Here is a 3,975-nt window from a genome sequence, read left to right on the forward strand (position 1 = left end):
ACTTAAAGGCAAAATCACAGTTAAGCTGTATAGACTCTTATCTTTATCTATATCTATATAACCATCATATTTTCCTACAATATCTTCTATAATCTTAAGGCCATATCCTTTGGTAATATAATCTTTCTTATTTAAGAACATTTTTTTACCAGGGTTTATTTCTCTACTATTATAACTGTTTTTAATTTTATAGTATAGGAAATTTCCATCTGGATATAAGTTTAAAGAGATAAAATTCTCCTTTTTACTATTGTTTAAACAAGCTTCTATGGAATTGTCTATGCTATTAAATAAAATAGAACTTAGATCCAAATCATCAATATTTAATTTTGGTGGAGCTGCTGCCTTTATAGTAAAATGGATATCATGTGAAGCTGCTTCTAAATATTTATCATTTAAAATAGCATCTATTAAACTATTACCAGAGTTTATTTTATTTGGAATATCATCAATCTTATTTTTAAGACTGTTAAGATATTCTATACTTTTATTCTCCTTTTCACTAGTCATTTCTTCTAAAACTTTAATATGGTTTTTCATGTCATGCCATATTTTAGATAATGCTTCTTCTCTTTTTTTAGAGTTTACAATAAACTTTTTATAAGTTTTATCGTAAATTGACCTTGTAGTTTCTTTTTGTAATTCAATATAAAAATCATTAGCAGAAAAATATAAGTTTAAGACTCCTATAGATATAAATAATATAAATAAAGAAATTAAAAATAAAATAAACTGTATATTTTTAGTTTGTAAACTTATAGAAGCATAAAATAATAAAATCATTGAGATAATAGAAAATAATAATATAGATATAAATACATAATTTAAAAAATTTGGAAGTATAATTCTTTTCTTCATAAATATCCTTCTAACTACTGAAGCAACTATAATGGTTAAAACCTTACTCATTACTCCAAAAAACAAAAAAGAATATTCATAAATTGGTTCGATATTTTCTAAGTTTATATTCAATATATTTGAAATTGCTATAGTAACTAATAATTCTGATACAACTATTATAAAATAATATAGTGCAACTAATAAAATTTTCTTATAGAAATCTATTTTATATAAAAATGTTATTAGAAATAGTATTAGAGAAATAATAATAACTTTTATATAAGGAACAATTCCTATTAAGGTTAAGACAAATGCTGCAATAGATATAATAGTAATTGCAATAATGTTTTTAGTCTTATAATTATCTCTATTCTCTCTAAACACTGCTAATAAATTTACAAAGATTATACCATCTATAATCGAGAGTATAAAGCTTATTATAAGGTTAAATCTATACATATTTATCCCTCTCTTTTTGATGCTATAAGTTCATAAAATTTTTCTTTGAAAGAATTTCGTCTTCTTCTTGCTATATAAATAACTATATCATTAGATAGAATAAGCTTATCATCTATAAAATCCTTGACATGATTTAGGTTTACTACAATCCCCCTATAAACCTGGTGAAATTGATTTTCTACTAGATCAAAGGGTATATCTTTTAAAGAACGATAATTTGTAATATATTTATCATCTTTGGTATGTAATATTAACTGTCTATCCAACACTTCAAAATATAAAATATCGTATAGTTTAAAATAAACTTCTTCATTATTTATAGGGAAAAGATGGATTACAGTTAAATAATCTAATCTCTTAATTAAGGATTCAAGAATAGGATCTATTTCTTCATAAAAATGGTCTTTTCTAATAAAATGAAAGATATGTAAATCTAAAGCTTCATAAACCTTTTCATTTAAATATGTAATAAATATAAATACAATATCTTTATCTAAATCTCTTATCTTTCTTGCAACTTCTATCCCATTTAACTTAGGCAGCTCTATATCAAAAAATATAATATCGTACTTTTCCTCGGTATTTAACATACTATCAAGCAAATCTTCTCCTAAATAAAAGCATTGTACTTCACATTTTAAATTATATTGTATGAATTTGTTATAAATAATTTCCTTTAATTCTAATACAAAATTTTTATTATCTTCACAAATTCCTATCCTAAACATAAGCTTATCCCCCTAAAAGAACCGCTCAGTCCAAAGAATGACCTCTTAGTCCAAATTTTAACAAAAATATAGTTATTTCTGATACAGTTATTATAACAGAAGGTGATAAAAATTAAAATGATAAGTAAGTTTATGAAAAACTATGCTTTGCAAGTATTTAAAAATGAAGATGATATAGAAGTTATACTTTATGGACTAAAAATACTAGGAACTAGTATTTTAACGGCTATGGTTGTACTTCTAAGTGGGATTATTGTAGGCCAAGCTAGATCAGTCATAATTTATTTATGTGTAATAGTCTAATAGAATAAAGAAATTATTAGTTATGCAGTTGGGTGCTTACAATAATGCTGTTAGTAAATCTACTGAGAAAATATATAAAATAGAATTTATATATCAAATACAACTTTAAATGCTAGAAGAATTACAATTAGGGTTAGCGGTGTATATTGATTGGTATAACAATCAAAGAATTCATGGATCTTTGAATTATAAAACACCAATTTAATATAGAAAATTAAATTCAATAAAACTAGATAAAGCATCATAGATGCTAAACAAATTTTATATTGACTAGGATTTTGTCTAAAAGATAGGGTGACAATCCAGTGTTTGTATAATGTTATGTATAGTTTTATTAATCACATCAGTTAATTGAACAGATTCAATTTATAGTGGATATGAAAGGAGTGATATTGAAAGAATATAATGATTTTGAGGTATACAGTACTAGTGATACTTCAAAAATAAAGGCAGGATGCTATTAGATATTTTTCCCCATATTAAAATGAAAGGAAGGTACATTGTTATGAAAATTAAAACATTTACAAAAAAGATACTACTTAGTTTAGTTTTGGTCATCTTATTGGTTAATTCAAACGCTTTAGCCTATAGTAATACTGAACTAGATATGATTAAGAATGATACCAAACTAGAGAAGACTGAACTTGATGAATTTTCAATTAAAGTTATAGATGGTGAGCTTGTTAATGAGGAAGTAAATGAATCAAAAGTATTTAATATTAATAAAACTAAAGGAGTAAAAATTCAACAAATAATAGAATCTTCTAATTCTAGAAGTTTGTTATATGAAGTTGAAATGGAGAACAATGGTGAAATCTGGGAACCTAATAGTAATGCAGATGAAAGTGATGGATCATTTATAATAAAGGGTGATTCTGATGATTATATTGCTTTTGTTAATAAATTATCAGCAACAGATGCTTCTGGAAATAACTTGAAAGTCAATACAGAAATTCGTAATAATAGAATTGCACAAAATATAATTCCAAATTCTGATGATAATATAAATTATCCTGTTACAATAGAGGTTGAAATACTATCTTCCAAGCAGAAAGGATTTTATGATTGGTTTTCTAGTGGATACTGGATTAATCGTTCGGGAGAAATCAGTCTTTCCTTATATGTAAGAAATACCTTTCATTTAGATTCAACACTAGAACAAGCATGGGACTCAGTAAAAACTAAATTTAGAAGTGACTCGAGGTGGAAAAATGAAGCAGGTATGTTTAAACAATTTAGATGTCATAATAGTTACGCTCCTTGGAAAAAACCTTGGAATTTAGAACCCTGGAGACCTAATTCATCTTATTTAGTAACAGTAGCGAAAGGATGTAATCCATAATAAATGTTTTTTAATTAAATGATATTTACTAGAATATTCCAGTATTAAAATACTGGAATATTCTAAATAAAACAGAGGAGATCTAATTTATGAAAAAAAAATTTAAAAATATTTTATATATTTCACTATTTGTATTGGCTATATCATCATGGGGATTATTTTCAATATCCAATGGCTATGCCAGAGATTACAATTTTTATAAATATGATGTAGTCAGATATTTCAATTTAATACAAATTTTTTTATGGATAGTCTTTTTTAAATTACTTAAGAATAATGGAAAGTTTAATTGTATTGCAAAAA

Annotated in this window: 5 protein-coding genes and 1 pseudogene; 4 read left to right on the forward strand and 2 right to left on the reverse strand. The window is 24.7% G+C overall.

The genetic code is table 11. The features are described from left to right. Both ACTHW2_RS10285 and ACTHW2_RS10290 read right to left on the reverse strand, forming a co-directional pair. A partial coding sequence (locus ACTHW2_RS10285; protein WP_442263831.1) for a sensor histidine kinase occupies window positions 1-1,299 on the reverse strand: 1,299 nt, incomplete at its 3' end. A 2-nt stretch (window positions 1,300-1,301) separates the two neighbouring features. Then, window positions 1,302-2,027, reverse strand: a complete 726-nt coding sequence (locus tag ACTHW2_RS10290) for a LytR/AlgR family response regulator transcription factor (protein ID WP_442263832.1) — start codon at window positions 2,025-2,027, stop codon at window positions 1,302-1,304. A 132-nt stretch (window positions 2,028-2,159) separates the two neighbouring features. Between ACTHW2_RS10290 and ACTHW2_RS10295 the strand changes: the two genes are divergently transcribed. The 4 genes and pseudogenes from ACTHW2_RS10295 to ACTHW2_RS10310 form a co-directional block, all read left to right on the forward strand. Further along, entirely contained in the window at window positions 2,160-2,330 is a 171-nt protein-coding gene (locus tag ACTHW2_RS10295; RefSeq protein ID WP_442263833.1) for a hypothetical protein, read from the forward strand. A gap of 37 nt (window positions 2,331-2,367) precedes the next feature. After that, window positions 2,368-2,535: pseudogene (locus ACTHW2_RS10300) on the forward strand (integrase core domain-containing protein); the annotation flags it as partial. A 300-nt stretch (window positions 2,536-2,835) separates the two neighbouring features. Beyond that, a complete protein-coding gene (locus tag ACTHW2_RS10305; protein ID WP_442263834.1) occupies window positions 2,836-3,672 on the forward strand; it encodes a DUF2599 domain-containing protein in 837 nt (278 codons plus the stop codon). 89 nt (window positions 3,673-3,761) lie between these two features. Continuing rightward, window positions 3,762-3,975, forward strand: a 214-nt coding sequence (locus ACTHW2_RS10310) for a hypothetical protein (protein WP_442263835.1), incomplete at its 3' end; no start/stop codon positions are given.

This window comes from Tissierella sp., from assembly GCF_052089545.1.
Classification (GTDB): Bacteria; Bacillota; Clostridia; order Tissierellales; family Tissierellaceae; genus Tissierella_A.

Coding starts and splice junctions, on each gene's coding strand:
- ACTHW2_RS10290 (WP_442263832.1), bottom strand. CDS start 2,027: ATGTTTAGGATAGGAATTTGTGAAGATAATAAAAATTTTGTATTAGAA.
- ACTHW2_RS10295 (WP_442263833.1), top strand. CDS start 2,160: ATGAAAAACTATGCTTTGCAAGTATTTAAAAATGAAGATGATATAGAA.
- ACTHW2_RS10305 (WP_442263834.1), top strand. CDS start 2,836: ATGAAAATTAAAACATTTACAAAAAAGATACTACTTAGTTTAGTTTTG.